The following is a 17,221-nucleotide window of genomic DNA, read 5'->3' on the forward strand; positions in this document are numbered from 1 at the left end:
ACACGCACACCAGACCAACCAGTCAAACACAACCAATCAGTGCTCGGCAGCGGAAAACAACGTTACACACAAGGTAAACAAAAGTCAAAATCGAGGAAAACCTCAACCAAACTCAAGCAACCAAGCCCGCAACACTGTGAAATTATCTCGTTCCCACCGAGCGACTCACTCGCTCTCGGCAACGAGGAAATACTTAACCACGAACAACACAAACACGCAAACCCCCAGCACAGACACGGTTTTTAGTAACCCAATGCTTGCGTTAACGCGAAACTTCTAGCGGTTGATTCTTCAGCGGTGATCCCTCACGTGGCGCGCGCAGGAATATCTCGAATTGAAAACTTTAGGTGAACTGGCAAAAAGAAACGCCCGCTGGCCATTGCCGACCAGCGGGCGTTCGCACTTCGGTGGAGCCGCCGGGAATTGAACCCGGGTCCTTCATCACCGCGCCAGGGCTTCTCCGTGCGCAGTCCGCGCGCTACCTCTGCTCGGCCCTCCGGATCAGGCGGACATGTCCGGATGATGAGCCCAGTAAGTGTGAAGTGTCCCTCCCAAAGGCCCACTCACAAGCCCGGGAGGCAAGTCCCCTAAGTCGATGCCAGGTACCGGGTCGGGGACGTCCCCGGCCTGACAGACTCGCGGTCGCTAGCTCTTAGGCAGCGAGGGCGAAGTCACGCTGAGAGTTCTTCTCTGCGTTTATTGGTTGCTGCGACGCTTACGGTGGTCTCCAGCCTGCACCGGCACGCTTCCCCTGGCTAAGTCGATGAAGTCGAAACCTGAATCGACCCCTTGTCAACTACGGGAACCGTAGGAGAAGTAACTTTACCTCTCCCCCTCTTCAACTGCAAGCACCCGGCGCCTATTCCAGGCCGGTCGGCGTGATCCGGAGGAAGTCCACCACCGCATCGGGGCCGGCGTCGACGGCGAGGCGCGCGGCCTTGGCCACCGAGGTCGCCGCCATCTTCGGGGCATCACCGTGCTGCGGAGCTGCGATCATGTCCGTGTTCGTTCGCCCGGGGTGCAAGGAGGTGACGCGGATGGCGCCGGCTTCTTCCAGGCGCAGCGCGTCGGTGAAGCCGCGGAGCGCGAACTTTGACGCACAGTACGCGGAGTTTTCGGGAACACCGAAGAAGCCGGCGCCTGAGTTGATGGTGAGGAGGAGTCCACGTGAGCGTCGTAAAGCGGGCAGCAATTCCCTGGTGAGGGTGATGGGCGCGTGGACATTGACCTCCATCGACTCCCGCCACTGCGCCTCGGTGAGCTCGGCGAAGGGGGCCTTGTGCAGCACGCCGGCCGCGTGGACGAGCACGTCGACTTGCTCGATGGCGCGGGCGGCGCGAATGAGCGCCTCGGTATCGGTAAGGTCCACCTCGAAGGGTTCTGCGCTTGGCAGCGCGCGGACAACCTCGGAGGCATCGCGCGACGCACCCGCGATGATGTGGTGGTCCTTGCCAAGCTCCTCGGCGATCGCGCGGCCGATTCCGCGGGACGCGCCGGTAATCAGTGCAGTCTTCATGGGCACCACCGTAGCGTGAAGAGGCTAAGCCTTGATCCCCTTGAACTTGCGGCCCAGGTCGCGGGCGATCTCGCGGTCCTCGGTGCGACGCTTGATGGAACGCCGCTTGTCGTAGTCCTGCTTGCCCTGCCCCAGGCCGAGCTCCAGCTTCGCGCGGCCGTCCTTGAGGTACAGGGACAGCGGGATGAGGGTGCGGTTGCCGTCGCGAATCTTGCCCTCCAGCGAGTCGATCTCGCGGCGGTGCAGCAAGAGCTTGCGGGTGCGGCGCGGCGGGTGGTTGGTCCAGTGGCCGCGCGAGTACTCGGGGATGTGCATATTGCGCAGCCAGACCTCGCCGTTATCAATGGTGGCGAAGGCCTCGACCAGCGAGACCTTGCCCTCGCGCAAGGCCTTGATTTCCGTGCCGTAGAGCACGATGCCAGTCTCCCAGGTGTCCAAGATGGTGTAGTCATGCCGAGCTTTCCGGTTGGTCGCGAGGACACCGGTGTTGCTCAGCTTCTTCTTTTTACTCTTCTTGGCCATAGGAGCAACAAGTGTACTACTTACGCACGTAAGAACGAAGTGCCACCTGCGCCGCCACCGCGCCGACGACCATGGCGCCGAGCCCCACGAGCGGCATGACGGTCCACACGGCGGAGTCCGGCACGCGCGCGATCAGCGACGACGAGTACAGGTCGCCCAGCATCGGATCGACGATGGAGCGCTTTGCCACCCACGTGAGAATCGTTGCCAGCACCGCGCCCACGAACACGGAGATCAGCGCCTCCAGCACGAACGGCGCCTGCGTGAACCAGCGGGACGCGCCAACCATGCGCATGATGCCGATCTGGTCGCGGCGATTGAACGCGGCGAGCTGCACCATATTCACAATGAGGAAGATCGCCGCCAGCGCCTGCGCCGCGGCAACGGTGAAGGTCACGTTACGGAACGTATCCATCGTGCCGGCCGCCTCGCGCACCGTGTCCGCCTGGTCTGTCACGACGGTCACCTGCGGCATCGACGAGATCTTCTCAATCGGTGAGGTCTCCGCCGGATCCGCCAGGCGCACGTGCAGCGCCGCCGGCAGCGCGTCCGGGGTCGTCTCGCGCACCAGGTCCGGCTCGGACTCCTCAAACAGCTCTTTGAACCGCTCGTACGATTGCTCGCGCGAGCGGAACGTCACCTGCTCCACCCCGCTGTCCCCCTGCAGCGCGTCGCGCACCTCCTTGCAGGCGTCGGACGAGCAGTCCTTGTCGTTCGCGGAGATGTCCTCGTCCAGCTCCACCATGACCTCGACGCGGTCCAGGTACAGGTCCTTCGTCTCGCTCGTCGCCTGCGAAATCAAGATGCCCGCTCCGACGAGCACCAGTGACAAGGCGGTCGTGATGATCAGGGCAATGGTCATGGTGACGTTGCGCCCCAGCCCGCGAAATCCCTCGCGGAAAATGAAATTCCAGTTCACAGCTATCCCCTCACGTTTCCGTACACGCCGTGCTCGTCGTCGCGCACGAGTCGGCCCAAATCGAGTTCCATCACGCGCTTGCGCATGTCGTTCACCGCACGGGCGTTGTGCGTGGACATCACCACGGTGGTCCCCATCCGGTTGATGCGCGAGAGCAGCGCCAGGATCCCATCTGCGGTCGCAGGGTCGAGGTTGCCCGTGGGCTCGTCGGCAAGCATGAGCGCAGGCTTATCGACGAAAGCGCGCGCGATCGCCACACGCTGCTGCTCACCGCCCGACAGCTCGTGCGGCATGCGGTTCGCCTTGGCGTCCAAACCGACCAGCTCGAGCGCCTCCGGCACCAGCTTCTTAATGCGCTCCTTCGATTTGCCAATCACCTCCAGCGCGAACGCGACGTTGTCGTACACGCTGAGCTTGGGCAGCAGGCGGAAGTCCTGAAAGACATAGCCGATGGACTGGCGCAGCTTGTTCACCTCTTTGCCGCGCAGCTCGTTGACGTGGAAGTCGTTGAAATAGATGTCTCCGGAAGAGACGTTCTCCTCCCGGATCATCAGCTGCAGGAAGGTGGATTTACCGGAGCCGGACGGGCCAATGAGGAAGACGAAGTCCCCGTCTCCGATCGTGAACGACACGTCGTCCAGCGCAGGCCGGGTCGACGTGGGGTAAACCTTGGTGACGTTGGAGAATTTGATCACCGGACCGACTTTACCTGTTACTGGTGTGACAGGTGAAGCCCCAGACCGCGCTTGTGCTGCGCAATCGGGGGCTTCACCCTCGCCCCGCACGCCGCCTGCGAGCGACAACGCGCGAGTCTGTGAACTTGTTAGTCGTTCACGTAGAGGTACTGCTTGTTCACGAACTCATCGAGCGCGAACACGGACAGCTCGCGGCCGAAGCCGGAGCGCTTCACGCCACCGAACGGCAGCACGGCGGAGAAGTACTGCCCGAGGTTGACGTGGACCATGCCAGTGTCGATCTGGTCCGCGACCTTGATCGCACGGTCGGTATCTTCGGAGAACACTGCGCCGCCCAGGCCCTGACGGGAGTTGTTGGCCAGCGCCACCGCTTCCTCCTCGGACGAGACCTTGTAGATCTCAGCGACCGGGCCGAAGAACTCCTCGTAGTACTCGTCAGAGCCGACCGGGAGGTCGGTGAGCACTGCCGGGGAGTAGTACGCGGTGGTGTCGTCCAGCTCGCCGCCGGTGCGCAGCGTCGCACCCGCCTTGACGGCGCGCTTGACCTGGTCGTCCAGCAGCTCCGCGGCGTTGCGGGAAGACATCGGGTAGTACTCGTTCTCGCCCGGGTTGGACGGGTCACCCTTCTTGTAGGACTCCGCAATCTTCACCATCTCGTCGACGAACTCGTCGTAGATGTCCTCCATGACGATGATGCGCTTGTTGGAGGTACACACCTGGCCCGCGTTCTGCACGCGCTTCGCCCACGCATCCTGCGCGGCAGTCTTGATGTCGGCGGAGTCCAGGATGACGTACGGGTCGGTACCGCCAAGCTCCAGGACAACCTTCTTCAGGTTCTTGCCCGCGGTCTCCGCGACCTTCGCGCCGGCACGCTCGGAACCAGTCAGGGAAACACCCTGGACGCGCGGGTCCGCAATAATGGTCTCGATCTGGTCGTGGGAGGCGTACACGTTGGTAAACACGCCGTCCGGCAGGCCCGCCTCCTTGAGGATCGCCTCAAACGCCGCGGCGGACTTCGGGGTGATCTCTGCGTGCTTGAGCAGGATGCAGTTACCGTTCATCAGGTTCGGGCCGGCGAAGCGAGCCACCTGGTAGATCGGGAAGTTCCACGGCATGATGCCAAGCAGGATGCCCAGCGGGAGACGGCGGACAACTGCCTTGCCGCCCGGGACGTCGACCTTCTGGTCAGCGCAGTGCTCGGCCGCGTGGTCGGCGTAGAACTGCAGAATGTCGCCGGAGAAGTCGGCCTCCCACTCACCTTCCGGGACCGACTTGCCCATCTCCTCAGCCATGATCTTGGCCAGCTCGTTCTTCCGTTCCTTGAGCAGCTGCGCAGCCTTGCCGACGATCGCCGCACGCTCCTCGTACGACGTGTGACGCCAGGACTGGAACGCCTCGTCGGACTTGGCCAGGATCTCCTGCACCTGCTCGTCCGTGGGGTGATCGAACGTCTCGACGACCTCGTTGGTCATCGGGTTCTGTACGCGGTACGGGTTAGACATCGTGTCCTATTTTCCTCTCGTAGATTACTTTCTCGTGCTGTTTGTGAACTCTACCACTACGCGCCGGGCCTGTAAGCCCCGTCGCTCATTTTCACGCCTTCGTCCTGGGACATGTAGGAGGTTTCCTGCGTGAGGGCGTCGAGAAGCGCCTGGTGGTTCTGCGCAACTTCCTTCTCCAGCGCTTCTGGGTTCGCACGCAGCAGGTCGAATCGTTGCTGCACCAGCGGCAGGTCGAGCTCGACGAACGGGCGGGAAACGGGCTGCGGGACGTTGAACTGGTCCGCAATCTCGTCGCCGTGCATGAGACGGGTCGCGGTGTACATCCAGTCATCGATGGACTCGTCCGGGAACGGCAGCATGGCCTTGACGTTGGTGCGGAAGCCGTTAAAGAGCGCGTCGATGAGGGCGCGGGACGCATCGTTCGGCTCGCCGTCGACGGCGTGGATCGCGTCGATCGTCTCCTGGGAGGCGTCGATGTCCGTCTCATTGTCCAGCAGGTCGGTCGGAATGCCGAGCATGATGCCCACGACTTTCCACAGGTAGAACAGGTCCTGCTCCTCCTCCACCGTCAGCCTGTAACCCAGGTTCCGCAGATACGTAAACGCGATGTAGGTGAAGTCGAACCAGGTGCGGAGCATGTCGAACTCGCTGATCGGGCGGCCCCACTCCGCGTAGTCCAGCCCCAGCTGGCCCTGCACCCGGCGGACGTGGGCGTGCATTGCGCGCACCATGCCGGTGTGGACGAAGCTGACGTTGCCCGGCTTCAGCCCGTCCTTCAGGTAGACGGAGTAGATCCAGTTGGTGGTGTACGCCAGACGGTGCACGGCGCCCTCGGTGAGCTCGCCAGTGTTCACCAGGACGTTTGCAATCGACGGGGTGATGTAGGTGTGGATCAGCGCACCCGGCCCGAGCGACAGGTTCTGCGCAAGCACCGGGATCGCCAGCGCCGCCTGCTGTCCGCGCTCGAGGCGCTCCCAGTCGACGCCGTCGAGGGCCGCGTTCATGTCGTCGATAAGCGCCTTGACCTCGGGCAGCGTGGCATCGGTCGCCTCGCCGCGCGCGAGTGCCTCGCGCAGGTTCGGCATGATCTCCTTGCTCTTGTGGCCGCTGGTAAACAGCGCATCCGCAATGGGATCGCTCGCCCAAAACGCCTGCTCAAAGCGCTGCGCGCGGGCTTCGCCGAACTTTGCAGCGAAAGCGTCACGGTCGCCGCGCGCCGATGGCCACTCGGAGCGGTCGTAGTGGTCCTGCGCGAGCGGGTTTTCAGTAAAGGTCTGGGTCATGATGGGTCTCCTTGTAGTTGGGTGTGGCAGCGCGGGGTTAGCGCAGGCCTTCCTTGGATGTGTCGTGCAGCTTGTACTCGGCCTTGACGTCCGGGGCCTTCTCGGCCACGTAGTCCTCGATCTGCTGGAAAACGTCAGACCACGGCGGCTTGCCGTCTCCGGCCTTCTTGGCCTTCTTGGCCTGCGCGCCCGGGAGCTTGTCCAGCAGGCGGTAGATGGCCGCCTCGGACTTCGCCTTGAGCAGGAATGCGATCTTCCAGTGCAGGTACGGGGTCCCTTCAAAGCGCGACCCCTTGACCATGAACTTCGTGTCCTCGTCGCCGATGATCAGCGACAGCGCGCCAAGCACCTGCCCCGGCATCTTCGGATCAAGGTCTTCGAGAATGCCCATGAGCGCGGTGGCGACGCGCACGTGGTAGTCGGAGGAGTAGCCGCCGTTGGCGTAGATGAAGTCGGTCATCTTGCGCATCTCGTCGCCCGTCTTCGGGATCAGGCGCTCCTCGGCGCCCATGAGGTGCAGGACCCACGCCCAGTACATGGCGACGTCGTCCCACTCTTCGCCCGTGTGTGGGCGTCCGAAGAACTCGTCCACGCCGATCGGCATGAGGGCGAACCAGCCTTCGCCGGAGACGAGGAACGATGAGCCGATCGGGCGACCGAATTCGTTGTAGTGCTCAGGACCCCACAGCTTTTCCAGGCCTCGGTTTGCCTGCGCGTGCAGCAGGCGCACGCGCACCGCTGCTTTGAGGCCGTCACTGTAGCGGTCGAACACGCCCTTCTTGCCCAGGTCAACGAAGAACTTCACCGTCTCGATGATGCGGGTGAAGGACTCGATCTCAAACATCGCTGTCTCGCCCGTCGCCGCGGAAGTACGGTCCTCCATCGTGGTGGCCCAGTATGCGAACCCGATAGAGAGCAGCTCTGCCGACGGCGTCACGTTGTAGTAGGCGATGCGGCCACGCTCCGCGGCCTCAAGGTCGATCCACTCCGGGATGTTGTCTACCTCGGCGAAGAACTCCACGAGCTCCGGCGACGGGTCGGCCACCGTGTCGATTCCGCTGTTGAGCGCCTGCTCGAAGTCCGCGCGGGACTTCTCGGCGCCATCGCGCTTGAACGCCTCGGCCAACTTCGAGCCGGTCTCGTCGGTCTGCCACATGTGGTCATCCAGCAGCTTGGTCTGGAAGCTGTCGTAGCCCTCCCAGGTGTCGGCCACCGTGTGCCACCGGTCAAAGAGGTTGTGGCGCAGCTTCGACCAGCCGGGGCGCTTCACGCGACGTTTCGGCGCCGGCCGCAGCGGCATCCCGTCGCGGTAGAAGTAGCGGAAGTCCTCGTAAGGATTGTCCGACATGGGGAGAATCTCCGGGCGCACCGGATTTTGATACTGATGCTCCTCGCGGACATCTGTGCTGGCAGTCATCGTCATCCCGTTTCTCTGCACTTTTGCGCCGTCCCTCACGGGCGGCTGGGTTGGTTCGCTTGCCGCAAATAGAGTGATAGTAACCGCCTTCCACCCGCGCATGTTACCTATCCGATAGTCATGCAGTGGTGTATTGCCGGTCACTTTTTGCGTGGTTTTATACTATCCATTACAGAACGGGCCCGGCAACCAATTTGGCGCCCTTTTTGGATTACACATTTTCTATTCGCTTTTCGACGGAGTCCACCATGGGAAACGACACTGGCATCGGCAGATTTACAGCGTTTTTTGGAGGAAAAAAGAGGAAAGCAGACCCAAACGCGGCCGACCGAGAAGCCGCACTGGAATCCCGGCGCGCCACGAAGACGGAACGACGCGGTAGCGGAGACATCATCGAACTCACCGTCACCGGTGTCGAGCGGGCACACGGCATCGCGCTCATCACGTTTGAAACGCAGGACGGCGCCCCACTTCCCGGCTACGAGCCGGGCTGCCACGCCGACTTCCTCCTCCGCACCCCCGATGGCGAGGAACTTGTGCGCCAATTCTCCCTCTTCCCCACCCACTACCTGGGTGACAAGGAGGGCGCCTACGGCATTGAGGTCAAGTGCGAAGCCGGTTCCAAGGGCGGCTCTGCGGCAATCCACCGCATCGAGGTCGGCGACACCCTCCGCATCCGCCCACCCCGCAACAATTTCCCCCTGGCCAAAGACGCGAAGCGGTCTGTGCTCGTCGGTGCCGGGGTGGGCATCGCCCCAATCTTCTCGCTGGCACGAGAACTCCAGATCCAACACGCCGACTACTCGGTGCTGTATTTCGCTTCAAGCGAGGAACGCGCGCTGATGCGCCACCTCATCGACACCTATCTGCACGGCCAGACCAAGAGCATCTTCGCTTCGGGCGAGCGCGACAAGCAGGCCGGCTACATCGAGGAAGCACTCGCGGCTTCAGCGGTTCCTGCGGAGGACACGCACTTGTATGTCTGTGGACCCCACGGCTTCATGGACGGCGTTATCGAAACTGCGTTGGCCTCACTCCCCCAGGACAACATCCACTTCGAGACCTACCGCCCCACCAAGGAAACGCTCGCCGGGAACCACGACGCCGACGGCGCTTTCGACGTCATTTTCAACGGCGAGACCTACCACATCCCCGAGGGAGAATCCGTCCTCGACGTCTTCGAGGACGAGGACGTGCCCATCCTGTCCCAGTGCGCGGAAGGCACGTGCGGCACCTGCGTAATGCGCGTTGTCGACGGCACCCCCGACCACCGCGACAGCATCTTCACCGAAGAGCGCCACGAGAAGGGCGCGTTCACCACCTGCGTGTCACGCGCTCTCTCCCCCACGCTTACGCTCGAGCGCTGGCGTCAGACCCCATAAGCAAACCTGAGAAAACTGCGCATTGCGCAGTTTTCTCAGGTTCTAGGCGGCGAGCCGTTCTTCAGCTACAGGAACTGCTGCAGCACCGGGCCTGCAGCAGAAGCAACGACGCTGAGCACGGCGACAATCACACCAATAATGATGCCAGCCTGCTTCCACTCGTCCATGGGCTCCGACTTGTAGTCCTTGCCGTCCTTGCAGGCTTCGATTGCCTCTGCGTTGTTGGCTGCAGCAATCACATCCGCATCCGAGGAGCCAAAGGCCTGACCCAGATCAGCAGAGGCACGGACAGCACCCACGTTTTCCTCGGTCAATTTCTCGAGATCCTTTACCTGGTTGAGCTTGGAGCGGTCCCAACGCCCGCTCTTACCCTTCAAGTCCCCGTCCAAAGAGATACGGCACACAGTGCCATACCGCTCCATCGTGTTCGACGCAGCATCGGCGGCCGGCGCGCTCAGAACGGACAGGGACATCGTGGCAGCAAGCGCTGCAGCAGCAAACTTCTTCACAGGAAGGCTCCTCAAATATGGCAGTGAATTTCCAGGTATATAAATGAACACTACATGCTGGCTTGGTGCGGGAAAAGCCACCGGTGTATTTGGGGGTGAAATGTTTACAGCATGCGAACCATTGCCACGCCAACCAGCACGATGGCCAGCCCCGCGAGCCTGTAGGACGAGGGCATTCCTTTTGAGCCGCCACCGATGCCGAGCGACTCGAGCACCTGGCCACAGATGATCATGCCCACGAGCGAACCGATAACGGTAGTACCGGTGCCCAAGACCGGAGACAAGCTCGCGCCCCCAAAAACAAAGATGGCACCGAGTACTCCTCCGAGCCACATCCACCACGGCCCTGGCGCCACTCCGGACACCACCGCCCGCCGCGGTGCAGCGAGTACGAGCACCAAGACAAACAGCAGGATGAGGCCGACGGCGAGCGAGATCTGCCCGGCCTGGATCGGGCTGTGCAGCGCCTTGCCCAGGTAGCCGTTGACCGCGGTTTGGGTCGCAGAGCCCATGCCCATGAGGACGCCGAAGCCGCGCAGCAACCAGGCGCGGAGCCCCCGGGCGGTGCCGCGCAGCGGGACTCCGCGCCCGATCTCCAGGACCATCGCGATGCCGAAAAGCACGAGCAGCGCGCCCAGGAGCCTGAGTGGTCCGACGGGGGTTTGGGGGTAGCGGAAGAGCCCGGTGGCGTCGATAAGCAGCCCCATGAGCACTTGCCCCAGGATGGGAAGGATGGTGGTTTGGACGGCGCCGAGCTCCGGAAAGAGCACGATGTTGCCGGCGATGAACATCACGCCCATAAAGCCACCGAGCCACACCCACCACGGCTCAGACGCGACGAGTGCCAGGTCCGGGACCAGGGTGCGTGTGGCAAAAAGCGCGATGACGCAGGACGCGGCAACTGCAAGGATGAACGAAAGGAATGTTGCGCCAATCGGCGATCCCACGCTTTGCCGAAGCCGGGTATTAATCGCGGTTTGCACGGGGACGATCGCCCCGACCATCATGGCCACGACGACCAACATTCTGTGCCCTCCTTACAGGCGCTGCGAGGTGTTACTCCTCAGTGGGGATCTCGTTGACTGACTCGAGGACCTTCGCCACGTAGCCGGTGTTGATGTCACCGCTGCGGAACTGCTCGCTGTTGAGCAGGTAGGCCTGGAACGGGCCGGTGGTGACAACGCCGTCGACGGTCAGCTCGTCGAGGGCGCGCAGAGTGCGCTCGATCGCTGCGTCGCGGTCCTCCGCCCAGCAGATGAGCTTGCCCACCATCGAGTCGTAGAACGGTGGGATGGTGTACCCGGACTCGATGTGCGTGTCCATGCGCACCCCGAGCCCGCCCGGCGCTCGGTAGTTCTCGATCTTGCCCGGGCGCGGCGCGAAGTTCTCATTCGGGTCCTCCGCGTTGATGCGGCACTCGATGGCGTGTCCGCGGATCTGCACATCGTCCTGGGTCAGGCGCAGCTTCTGCCCGGAGGCGATGCGCAGCTGCTCCTGGATGAGGTCGACGCCGGTGATCATCTCGGTGACCGGGTGCTCCACCTGGATGCGGGTGTTCATCTCGATGAAGTAGTACTTGCGCTCGATGTTGTCGAACACGAACTCCACCGTGCCGGCGTTCTTGTAGCCGACCTCCTTGCAGAGGTTGATCGCGGCTTCCTGGAGGCCGGCGCGGAGCTCGTCGTCGATCGCGGGCGACGGGGCTTCCTCGATGAGCTTCTGGTTGCGGCGCTGCGAGGTGCAGTCGCGCTCGCCGAGCGCAATCGCGTTCTCGCCGTCCGCAAGCACCTGAATCTCGATGTGGCGGATGTCTGTGAGGAAGCGCTCGATGTAGACCGACGAGTCGTTGAACGCGGACTGGGCCTCGTTCATGATCTCGTTGAGGTCCTTCTCCAGCGTGTCCTCGGACTCCACCACGCGCATACCTCGGCCACCGCCGCCGGCCGACGCCTTGATCAGCAGCGGGAAGCCGGTCTGCTTGGCCACCTCGAGCGCTTCGTCGAACTCGGTCACGACGCCGTCGGAGCCGGGCACCGTCGGCACGCCCGCGCTCTGCGCGATACGCTTCGCCTCAATCTTGTCGCCCATCCGGCGGATGTGCTCGGACGACGGACCGACAAAGCCGATCTCCTCGTCCTCGACCATCTTGACAAAGTCGGCCTTCTCGGAGAGGAAGCCGTAGCCGGGGTGGATCGCGTCGACTTTGTACGCCATTGCGGCGGAGACGACGAGCTCCGGGCTGTTGTAGCTCTTGGCGGCGTTCGCCGGGCCGATGCACACGGCTTTGTCGGCTTCCTTCACCGGAAGCGAATCGCGGTCGCCTTCGGAATACGCCAAGACACTCTTGATACCGAGCTCCTTGCAGGCACGGATGATGCGAAGTGCGATCTCACCGCGGTTGGCAATGAGTACGCTCCCCAACAACTCAGACATTGGGACTCCTCACCTTTCTAGGGGTTGTGGGTGTGCTTACTTGGGCTCGATGATCATGATGGTCTGGCCGTGCTCGACAGCCTCCTCGTTCTCCACAAGGATCTGCTTGACGGTGCCGGCGACCTTCGCCTCAATGTTGTTCATCAGCTTCATCACCTCGACGATGCACAGCACCTGGCCGACCTCAACCTCGTCGCCAACCTTCACAAACGGGTCAGCGCCAGGCTTCGGAGCCGCGTAGTAGGTGCCCACCATCGGCGCGGTGATCTCGACGCCGTCGGCCGGGGCCTCGGACGCAGCCGGTGCCGGAGCGGGTTCCGGAGCCTTCGGTGCGGGCGCGTCCTCCACGGCCGGTGCAGCCGGTGCCGGAGCGGGTGCAGCCGGTGCGGCCTCGGGCGCTGCCGGTGCCGGCGCCGGGGCAGCCTTGAGGTGGCTCAGCCCGCCGGGGGTCTTGGAAAGGGCGAGCTCGATGTCGCCGTACTTGATGCTCAGCTCTTCGATGTCGCCGGACTGGTTGACCCAATCCAGGAGGGACTTCAGCTCGTTGAAGTTGGTGGTCTCAGACATGGTTACTTGTCTCCTTTTTTGGTGAGGTTGATTTCGAGGTCGTCGGTCTTGAGGTGGAACTCGCCTGAATTGGTGGTGTCGTAGATCTTCTGGACGAGCTTGGTCAGCTCGCCGCCAGGCACGCCTTCGCCCTGGCCGGCGCGCCCCTCGGCGACGAAGCGCTTCATCTCGTCCACGTTGTTGCCCGGGATGTTCGCGCGCAGCAGGATCGTGTCGATGTCGTCGTCCGGGTACTGCTCCTTGAGCGCGGGAAGTGCCGGCTCCAGCTTTGGACGGCCTTCCTTGATCTCGGCCGAGCCGTTCGCCTTAATCTTCTCCAGCGCATCCGGGTCGATCGGCGCGAGCGGCTCGCCGTAGTGGCCGAGTGCGTACTTCTTGATCTCGTTAGGCACCACGGAGTAGCGCTCGCCGGAGATCACGTTCATCACGGCCTGGGTGCCCACGAACTGCGCAAACGGAGTAATCATGATCGGGAACGCGAGCTCCTCGCGCACGCGCGCGGTCTCGTAGAGCAGGTCCTCGAAGCGGTCGGACAGCCCGGCGGTCTCCAGCTGGGACTCAAAATTGGTGAGCATGCCGCCCGGCAGCTGGTGCATGTAGTGGACGCCGTCGAAGGCACGGGGCTTGCCGACGGGCTTGTCCTCCCGGTCAGCGATCTCCTGGATCTTCTTGCTCACGTTGTCCACGCGCTCGTCGTCAATGTTGATTGTGTAGCCGAGCGCGCGCAGGTCACGGGCGAGCGCCTGGGTCGCGGGCTGGCCCTGGCCGTTGGCCAGCGGCGCGGTCGAGGTGTGGATGGAGTCCACTCCGAGCTCAGCGGCGTAGATGTAGGTCAGTGGCGACAGACCGGTAAGCGAGTGGGTGTGGACCTCCAGCGGTAGGTCGTTCCCAATCGCGCCGCGGATCGCCGGGATCAGCGTCTTCATCCGGTCCGGGGTGAGCAGGCCACCGGCATCCTTGAGCATGATGCGGTCGACGTCGGTGCGCTCCACCAGCTCCTGGGCCTTGTCAATGTAGAGCTGATCGGTGTGCACGGGGCTGAGGCAGTAGGACAGGCACCCGTAAGTCTCCGCGCCGAGCTCCTTAGCCAGGATCAGCGTGTCGGCGATGTTGTCGATGTCATTGAGGCCATCGAACGCGCCGATGACGCGGAAACCGTTGGCGTAGAGGCGCTCGACCCACGCGTGGATGACGTCGTCGGGCAAGAAATCGAACGACGCGAGGTTGCGGGAACGCACCATGGCGCGGAACTTGGTACCCGGAGCCGCGTTCTCGTGAACCAGGCGAACACGCTCCCAGGGGTCCTCCCTGAGGTAGCGCACGGGCACGTCGAACTGGATCGGCGCGACGAGGTCCACGTGCTCGAAGCCCGCGTTGGTGAGGTCGTCGAGCATCTCCAGCATGTGCTCGGTGCGCATGCGCGTCGCCCAGATGGACTGGTGGGCGTCGCGAAGCGTGGTGTCGATGATCTTGATCTCGCGCTCGCTGTTCGCAGGGCGACCACCCGCGGCGAGAATCTCGGCGAGACTTTCTGTGCTGAGTTCCTCTGGTTTGAGAGCAACCATATTTTCCTCCTTAAAAACACCAGAATCGGGACTGCCTTTGAACTTTGGCCCGCTCAAGACGTGTGTTTCCGGTGCGCTCATTGTAAGCACTTCAAAGTGTGATGTGCGACGAGTTTTTCGGAATATCGCATATATCCCACTATTTCCCGTAGTGAAGCCCTAAGTCACTTCCCCCGAAAGTGGTGCGTAATATGCACGCGGGTTCGCTATGCGCACATTTGCACGCCAACGGCGACACCCCAACCGAGCCCACTACCTGGACAAACGCTTTCATTGTGAATCGGAGCACAAATTCTTTTTGGTGAGACCCAGGTTCCCCACCCCTAATGAGTGACCTGGATTATAGTTTCTGCTCACACCCATCCACCCCACAGACTAGGGAGGCCTCGTGTCAACCACCCAGACCCAGCCCGTGGCACCGGAGCACCATCCGGACCACGAATACCCCGCAGACCGAAAGTCGCTCGGCGCCAGCCTCATCGGCCAAATCCTCGAGTGGTTCGAGTGGAGCTCCTACGCCGTCTTCGCCCCGTTCATCGCGGCGGCGATGTTCCACAAAGCGGACCAGACCTCCGCCCTGCTGGCCACCTTCGGCGTTTTTGCCGTCGGCTTCCTCGTCCGCCCGCTCGGTGGCATCGTCTTCGGGCACATCGCGGACCAGAAGGGCCGGAAGGCGGTCCTCATGATCACCATCATCATGATGGCGGTCGCATCTGTGCTCATCGGCTTCCTCCCGTCCTACGACACCATCGGTATCTGGGCGTCGGTCGGCCTGCTCCTCATTCGCGTCGCCCAGGGCTTCGCCCACGGCGGCGAGTCCGCGGCCGCCAACAGCTACATCCCCGAGATCGCCCCGCCGTCCAAGCGCGGCAAGTGGGGGTCGCTGGTCTACGTCTCCATCTTCGGCGGCTCCGTGATTGCTTACGTCATCGGCGGCTGCATCTCACTCGTGCTCAGCGACGAGCAAATCGGCGCCTGGGGCTGGCGCATCCCCTTCTGGATCAGCGCCCTGGCTGCCGTCTTTGCTCTGTACATGCGCCGCCACATGAAGGAGTCCGACCACTTCACCGAACTCGACGAGGCAGTGGCCAACGAGGACGACGACCGGCGCGCGCACGAGGCCGTGGAACAGCGCGTCAACCACCGCCCCGTCGTGGTCAACGTCCTCCTGGTCATCGGCATGGTCTCCGGCGTGACCGCCGCCCACTACACCTGGACCTCGTACGTCTCCACCTACGCCATCTCACAGCAGGGCATGTCCACGCAGGGCGCCTACTGGGTCACCGTGGTGGCGCAGGCGATCGGCCTGATCGCCCTGCCGATGTGGGGCGCACTGTCCGACAAGATCGGCCGCAAACCCGTCATGTACACCTTCGCCATCCTGTTGGCCCTCCTGCAACTGCCGCTCATGGGCCTTATCGACGCCCGCCCGTGGACCCTCCTCGTCGCGTCCACCCTCGCGATCATTGCCGTTGCCGCCGGCGGCGCGCTGCTCGCCCCGGTCATGTCGGAGGTCTTCCCCACCGACCAGCGCACGCGCAGCATCGGTCTCGCCTACTCCATCTCGGTGGCAGTGTTCGGCGGCACCGCGCCCTACATCTTCCAGTGGTTCGTGGCCCACGACCTGTCGTGGGCGTCCGGCACCTACGTGATCGCGATGTGCATCTTGACGCTGATCAGCATGTACATCCTGCCGGAGACGAAGGGCATCGACCTCCGCCACGCGTAGGAGCTACTCCTCGCCCTGCTCCTGTGCCTTGCGCCACCGGATGCCGGCCTCGAGGAAGCCATCGAGGTCCCCATCCAGCACCTTCTGCGGGTCGCCGACCTCGTAGTTGGTGCGCAGGTCTTTCACCATCTGGTACGGGTGCAACACGTAGGAGCGCATCTGGTTGCCCCACGACGCGTTGCCGCCCGCGCCCAGCGCATCCAGCTCCGCCTTCTCTTCCTGCCGCTTCTTTTCCAGCAGCTTGGACTGCAAAACGTTGAGCGCCGAGGCCTTGTTCTGAATCTGGGACTTCTCGTTCTGGCAGGTCACCACGATCCCGGTGGGGATGTGGGTGATGCGCACCGCCGAGTCGGTGGTATTCACGCTCTGCCCGCCGGGACCGGAGGAACGGTACACGTCGACCCTGATGTCCGAGTCCGGGATGTCAATGTGGTCGGTCCGCTCCACCACCGGCAGGACCTCGACCTCCGCAAACGAGGTCTGGCGGCGCCCCTGATTGTCAAAGGGGCTGATGCGCACGAGACGGTGCGCCCCCTGTTCGACGGAAAGCTGACCGTACATGTAATCGCCGTGGACGGCGAAGGTGGCCGACTTGATGCCCGCCTCCTCCGCGTAAGAAATGTCGTAGACGTCCACCTTGTGGTCGTTCTTCTCCGCCCAGCGGACGTACATGCGCATGAGCATCTCCGCCCAGTCCGCAGCGTCCACGCCGCCCGCGCCCGAGCGGATGTTCACCACGGCCTCGCGCGCGTCGTACTCGCCCGAGAGCATGGTCTGCACCTCGAGCGATTCCACTCGCGCCTCCACGTCCTCCAGCTCCTCCGCGGCCATAGAGGGGTCCCCCTCTTCTTCCGCGAGTTCGACCATGACCGGGAGGTCGTCGATACGCGTGCGCAGCGACGTCACCTTGCGCAGCCGCGCCTGCACGTTGGAGAGCTCCGAGGTGACCTGCTGCGCGTGCGAGGGGTCGTCCCACAGCGAGGGGTCGGCGGCCTGCTGCTCGAGCTCGCGGATGCGCACGCCCATCTCCTCGAGGTCCATCACCTTTTCAATGGTGGTGAGCTTCGAGTCGAGGTCGGCGATGCGCGTCTGAGTCTCCGGTTGCATAAGAGCGCAGTCTAGTCGAGGAGCAATGCGGCAGCCCCGGTCCCCCGCGCCAAACCGCGATGCCGTGGATAATGG

Annotated in this window: 16 protein-coding genes and 1 other RNA gene; 3 read left to right on the forward strand and 14 right to left on the reverse strand. The window is 63.2% G+C overall.

The genetic code is table 11. The annotated features are described in order from the left end of the window. A partial coding sequence (locus tag CKJ82_RS11925; RefSeq protein WP_205691374.1) for a hypothetical protein occupies positions 1-246 on the forward strand: 246 nt, incomplete at its 5' end. Positions 247-405: 159 nt separating this feature from the next. On the opposite strand, the gene ssrA is transcribed toward CKJ82_RS11925, so the two are convergent. From ssrA to CKJ82_RS03670, 8 genes are all read right to left on the reverse strand, one after another. Further along, positions 406-789: a transfer-messenger RNA gene (ssrA, locus tag CKJ82_RS03635) on the reverse strand. A gap of 70 nt (positions 790-859) precedes the next feature. Beyond that, a complete protein-coding gene (locus CKJ82_RS03640; RefSeq protein ID WP_095537072.1) occupies positions 860-1,516 on the reverse strand; it encodes an SDR family oxidoreductase in 657 nt (218 codons plus the stop codon). Between the two features lie 24 nt (positions 1,517-1,540). Then, complete coding sequence (gene smpB / locus CKJ82_RS03645; protein WP_095278951.1) at positions 1,541-2,038, reverse strand: SsrA-binding protein SmpB; 498 nt, start codon at positions 2,036-2,038, stop codon at positions 1,541-1,543. A gap of 16 nt (positions 2,039-2,054) precedes the next feature. Beyond that, entirely contained in the window at positions 2,055-2,957 is a 903-nt protein-coding gene (gene ftsX, locus CKJ82_RS03650) for a permease-like cell division protein FtsX (RefSeq protein ID WP_095537073.1), read from the reverse strand. Between the two features lie 2 nt (positions 2,958-2,959). After that, entirely contained in the window at positions 2,960-3,652 is a 693-nt protein-coding gene (ftsE, locus tag CKJ82_RS03655; RefSeq protein ID WP_095278949.1) for a cell division ATP-binding protein FtsE, read from the reverse strand. A gap of 128 nt (positions 3,653-3,780) precedes the next feature. Continuing rightward, positions 3,781-5,154 (reverse strand): NAD-dependent succinate-semialdehyde dehydrogenase, encoded by a 1,374-nt coding sequence (locus CKJ82_RS03660; RefSeq protein WP_095537074.1) that lies wholly within the window; start codon positions 5,152-5,154, stop codon positions 3,781-3,783. A 56-nt stretch (positions 5,155-5,210) separates the two neighbouring features. Continuing rightward, positions 5,211-6,437, reverse strand: coding sequence for an oxygenase MpaB family protein (locus tag CKJ82_RS03665; protein ID WP_095537075.1), 1,227 nt, complete (start codon positions 6,435-6,437; stop codon positions 5,211-5,213). 37 nt (positions 6,438-6,474) lie between these two features. After that, complete coding sequence (locus CKJ82_RS03670) at positions 6,475-7,854, reverse strand: oxygenase MpaB family protein (RefSeq protein WP_240510669.1); 1,380 nt, start codon at positions 7,852-7,854, stop codon at positions 6,475-6,477. A gap of 248 nt (positions 7,855-8,102) precedes the next feature. Between CKJ82_RS03670 and CKJ82_RS03675 the strand changes: the two genes are divergently transcribed. Further along, positions 8,103-9,236, forward strand: coding sequence for a PDR/VanB family oxidoreductase (locus tag CKJ82_RS03675; protein ID WP_095537076.1), 1,134 nt, complete (start codon positions 8,103-8,105; stop codon positions 9,234-9,236). A 65-nt stretch (positions 9,237-9,301) separates the two neighbouring features. On the opposite strand, the gene CKJ82_RS03680 is transcribed toward CKJ82_RS03675, so the two are convergent. The 5 genes from CKJ82_RS03680 to CKJ82_RS03700 form a co-directional block, all read right to left on the reverse strand. After that, positions 9,302-9,745, reverse strand: a complete 444-nt coding sequence (locus CKJ82_RS03680; RefSeq protein ID WP_095537077.1) for a hypothetical protein — start codon at positions 9,743-9,745, stop codon at positions 9,302-9,304. A gap of 104 nt (positions 9,746-9,849) precedes the next feature. After that, positions 9,850-10,770, reverse strand: coding sequence for a DMT family transporter (locus CKJ82_RS03685; RefSeq protein WP_095537078.1), 921 nt, complete (start codon positions 10,768-10,770; stop codon positions 9,850-9,852). A gap of 31 nt (positions 10,771-10,801) precedes the next feature. Next, positions 10,802-12,178: an acetyl-CoA carboxylase biotin carboxylase subunit gene (accC, locus tag CKJ82_RS03690; RefSeq protein WP_095537079.1), complete on the reverse strand. Its 1,377-nt coding sequence runs from the start codon at positions 12,176-12,178 to the stop codon at positions 10,802-10,804. Positions 12,179-12,214: 36 nt separating this feature from the next. Then, positions 12,215-12,745, reverse strand: coding sequence for an acetyl-CoA carboxylase biotin carboxyl carrier protein (accB, locus tag CKJ82_RS03695; protein WP_095537080.1), 531 nt, complete (start codon positions 12,743-12,745; stop codon positions 12,215-12,217). Between the two features lie 2 nt (positions 12,746-12,747). Continuing rightward, a complete protein-coding gene (locus CKJ82_RS03700) occupies positions 12,748-14,310 on the reverse strand; it encodes a hydroxymethylglutaryl-CoA lyase-like TIM-barrel protein (RefSeq protein WP_095537081.1) in 1,563 nt (520 codons plus the stop codon). 388 nt (positions 14,311-14,698) lie between these two features. Here CKJ82_RS03700 and CKJ82_RS03705 point away from each other — a divergent pair, with 388 nt between their 5' ends. Then, positions 14,699-16,039 carry an MFS transporter gene (locus CKJ82_RS03705; RefSeq protein WP_240510670.1) on the forward strand — a complete coding sequence of 447 codons (1,341 nt, stop codon included), beginning with the start codon at positions 14,699-14,701 and terminating at the stop codon, positions 16,037-16,039. A gap of 3 nt (positions 16,040-16,042) precedes the next feature. On the opposite strand, the gene prfB is transcribed toward CKJ82_RS03705, so the two are convergent. Beyond that, on the reverse strand, positions 16,043-17,146 hold the full coding sequence (prfB, locus tag CKJ82_RS03710; RefSeq protein WP_095278941.1) for a peptide chain release factor 2: 1,104 nt from the start codon (positions 17,144-17,146) through the stop codon (positions 16,043-16,045). Positions 17,147-17,221: the final 75 nt, after the last annotated feature.

The organism is Corynebacterium gottingense (assembly GCF_002285125.1).
Lineage (GTDB): Bacteria > Actinomycetota > Actinomycetes > Mycobacteriales > Mycobacteriaceae > Corynebacterium > Corynebacterium gottingense.

Excerpts from the sequence above, each read along its gene's own strand:
- smpB (WP_095278951.1), bottom strand. The coding sequence starts at position 2,038 with ATGGCCAAGAAGAGTAAAAAGAAGAAGCTGAGCAACACCGGTGTCCTC.
- CKJ82_RS03665 (WP_095537075.1), bottom strand. The coding sequence starts at position 6,437 with ATGACCCAGACCTTTACTGAAAACCCGCTCGCGCAGGACCACTACGAC.
- accC (WP_095537079.1), bottom strand. The coding sequence starts at position 12,178 with ATGTCTGAGTTGTTGGGGAGCGTACTCATTGCCAACCGCGGTGAGATC.
- CKJ82_RS03685 (WP_095537078.1), bottom strand. The coding sequence starts at position 10,770 with ATGTTGGTCGTCGTGGCCATGATGGTCGGGGCGATCGTCCCCGTGCAA.
- CKJ82_RS03670 (WP_240510669.1), bottom strand. The coding sequence starts at position 7,854 with ATGACTGCCAGCACAGATGTCCGCGAGGAGCATCAGTATCAAAATCCG.
- CKJ82_RS03660 (WP_095537074.1), bottom strand. The coding sequence starts at position 5,154 with ATGTCTAACCCGTACCGCGTACAGAACCCGATGACCAACGAGGTCGTC.
- prfB (WP_095278941.1), bottom strand. The coding sequence starts at position 17,146 with ATGCAACCGGAGACTCAGACGCGCATCGCCGACCTCGACTCGAAGCTC.
- CKJ82_RS03640 (WP_095537072.1), bottom strand. The coding sequence starts at position 1,516 with ATGAAGACTGCACTGATTACCGGCGCGTCCCGCGGAATCGGCCGCGCG.
- CKJ82_RS03675 (WP_095537076.1), top strand. The coding sequence starts at position 8,103 with ATGGGAAACGACACTGGCATCGGCAGATTTACAGCGTTTTTTGGAGGA.
- accB (WP_095537080.1), bottom strand. The coding sequence starts at position 12,745 with ATGTCTGAGACCACCAACTTCAACGAGCTGAAGTCCCTCCTGGATTGG.
- CKJ82_RS03700 (WP_095537081.1), bottom strand. The coding sequence starts at position 14,310 with ATGGTTGCTCTCAAACCAGAGGAACTCAGCACAGAAAGTCTCGCCGAG.